At 59.7% G+C, this 2,305-nt stretch carries 6 protein-coding genes; all 6 read right to left on the bottom strand.

The features are described from left to right. Window position 1 precedes the first annotated feature (1 nt). Window positions 2-367, bottom strand: coding sequence for a DUF3168 domain-containing protein (locus ACP7A4_RS22945; RefSeq protein WP_426248490.1), 366 nt, complete (start codon window positions 365-367; stop codon window positions 2-4). After that, the gene (locus ACP7A4_RS22940) at window positions 367-840 is read right to left on the bottom strand and encodes an HK97-gp10 family putative phage morphogenesis protein (protein WP_048366406.1); all 474 of its coding nucleotides are present in this window, start codon (window positions 838-840) and stop codon (window positions 367-369) included. Before ACP7A4_RS22940 ends, ACP7A4_RS22945 begins: the two co-directional genes overlap by 1 nt. Next, window positions 833-1,174 carry a phage head closure protein gene (locus ACP7A4_RS22935; protein WP_426248489.1) on the bottom strand — a complete coding sequence of 114 codons (342 nt, stop codon included), beginning with the start codon at window positions 1,172-1,174 and terminating at the stop codon, window positions 833-835. Before ACP7A4_RS22935 ends, ACP7A4_RS22940 begins: the two co-directional genes overlap by 8 nt. After that, window positions 1,175-1,498 (bottom strand): head-tail connector protein, encoded by a 324-nt coding sequence (locus ACP7A4_RS22930; protein WP_048366408.1) that lies wholly within the window; start codon window positions 1,496-1,498, stop codon window positions 1,175-1,177. A 1-nt stretch (window position 1,499) separates the two neighbouring features. Next, on the bottom strand, window positions 1,500-1,886 hold the full coding sequence (locus ACP7A4_RS22925; RefSeq protein ID WP_426248488.1) for a hypothetical protein: 387 nt from the start codon (window positions 1,884-1,886) through the stop codon (window positions 1,500-1,502). A gap of 53 nt (window positions 1,887-1,939) precedes the next feature. Next, window positions 1,940-2,305 (bottom strand): phage major capsid protein (locus ACP7A4_RS22920; RefSeq protein WP_426248487.1); only part of this gene is annotated, 366 nt, incomplete at its 5' end.

The following is a 2,305-nucleotide window of genomic DNA, read 5'->3' as shown; positions in this document are numbered from 1 at the left end:
TTTAGCGCGGTACCAGCCAGTCCACATCGAAGCTGTAGCGGTAGGTTTTGGTTTTCGGGTCGTGCGAGTCGCCGCCCCATCGCGTGATGGTGGCCTTCAGCTCAATGGCGTTTCTGATCACCTTGGCGACGTCACGGGTCTGTGTCACGCAAAGCCCGTAGACATCGATCTGCAAACCGAAGCCATCAATGTCTGGCCGGTGGGCCAAATAGTTTTCAGGGCTTCCGCCGATGGTTTGCCACACCATGTAGGGCTTGGGCACGCCTTCGGGGGCTTCCCCGAACGGGTAAATCCTGAGCGGCGAAGAACCTAGCAATGCTGTGACAGCCGGATCAGCCGCGCACACAGCGAAGATCGGCGCGTACATCAACCACCTCCGAGCAAAGCGTCTATTTCAGTGTTGAGGGTCGTCACGAAGCGCTCAGTCACCGCACTGACGTTATTGGAGAAGGCTGGGCGCATAAACGGCTGGCCACCTATATGCTCGGTACCAAACTCGATGTACCGCCAGTGCCGGGTGTCGCCACCCGGGTTACCGGAGGCATCGGTGCTGTGCTGGTTTGACCCGGCACCGCCGCGCACGCCTACCCGCATCACTACCCCGCCTTCGCGGCGCGATTGTTTGGTCGCTTCCTGGGTGATGATGTTTCTGAATATCTTTTCCCGCGTTTGCGGGTCATCAATGGCTTTAGCGTTGGCCTTGGCCGCATCCCGCACGATGTTCATGGCGGCGCGCGCGGCTTTGCGCAGGCCTTTCTTGCGCAAGCGCGGCCCCAAGGTGCGCATTTTGCCAACTACACCATTCAATCCCTGAATATCGAAGTTCATGCCGTCAGCCATCATTCACTCCGGTGGTCACCTGAAGGGTTAAGTGCTCAAGGCCCGACTGCGCGTCCGCCAACGGCTGACCGACGATGCTGTACACCTTGTCACGGTGCAAAATGCGCATGGCCGGCAACACCCCTTTGCGATAGCGAATAGTGATGCGCGCAATGGCTTCGGACTGTGCCGCTTGAGCGGCGTACAGATCACGGGTACTGAGTGGCTCGACAGCAGCCGGACACCGGGCCCATACCGTGACCCATTGGCCCTCAATAACTTCCCCGGTTACCGGGTCTTGCCCGCTGACTTTGGACTGGATATCCACGCGGTGGCGCAATCGTCCGGCTTTCATTCAGATCCCCCAGCCCACACGGTCAGGTGTCAGCAAAGCGCGCGATGCCTTTGGGAGTGCCTCGCCGTCTTCGCGCTCTTCAAATAAGCGGCCCACGATCAGCAAGCATGCAGCCTGTACCGAAGGCGAAATCAGCATCGGTGCCGTGCCTGCCGCGCCCTCCAGGATCGCCGCCTCAAGGGCGTCGTTATCGCGGTAAAAACGCCGATTGAGGAACTTCATCGCGTCGTCTTCAGCAGCGGCCAGCAGGATTTCGACGTGGGCCTGATCTTCGGGTTCTGCACGCAGGTGCTGCATGGCCACGTCGATATCGATGACGGTCATGTCAGACTCTTGGATCAGTCAGCGTGGCGAGGCCTTTGGCGATCAGTAGCGCGGCGTCGTGTTTGGGCGATTGGTAACCCTCGCCGCCTGCACGCTTGATGTCTTTGCCATCCAGGTAGCTGCGCAGTGGATAGAGGGTGAGCATGCCGCTTTGATCGAGCGGTTCCTGCTTGGCTTGCGGCGCCGAAGTTGGCTCAGGCTCAGCCGGTGAGTCGAGCAGCACAGGGGATTGCGGTAATTCGTTCGCGGTTGAGGGATCAGGTTTGCCCAGATCTGGCGCCGTTGCCGATTCGGGAGCGACGGGTGATTCTTTTGCGGTGTCAGCGGTGTCAGCGGTGTCAGCGGTTTCTGCGGTTTCTGGGGCGGGTGCGGGGGATGTACGGGCCATGGTCATTGCTCCGTGAAAGGCAAGCGGCCGTTGAACCGCTTGCTGAGGTCGGGTTAAGGCGCTTTGGTCAGTGGGCCGGTGACGAAGGCTTCAGGGCGATATACCGCGAAGGCCAGTCGCTCTTCAGCGCGAATGGTGACCATGTTGTTTTCGAAGTCCTTGTCGTTTTCGGTGGAGATCAGTACTTCGATGCCCATGCGGTCGAAGATTTGCGCCGCAAGATTGAAGGCGCCGCACAGGAACTGGTCCTGCAGGATGGCCTGAGTCTCGACAACTGGCAGGTTCCACAAGCGCGGCGAAGTGCCTTCTTGCGGTTTGCCAATGATGTAGCGGTTCTCGCTGTCCTTGAGCAGTTCGATGGCTGCCCAGTCGATCGGGTTAAGGACGATGCCGGTAGACGGAAACTCGGCCAGGGTGGC

Source organism: Pseudomonas sp. TWR3-1-1, assembly GCF_049896545.1.
Classification (GTDB): domain Bacteria; phylum Pseudomonadota; class Gammaproteobacteria; order Pseudomonadales; family Pseudomonadaceae; genus Aquipseudomonas; species Aquipseudomonas weihenstephanensis.
The sequence above is the reverse complement of the archived record's forward strand: the minus strand, read 5'-3'. Positions and strand labels throughout refer to the sequence as shown.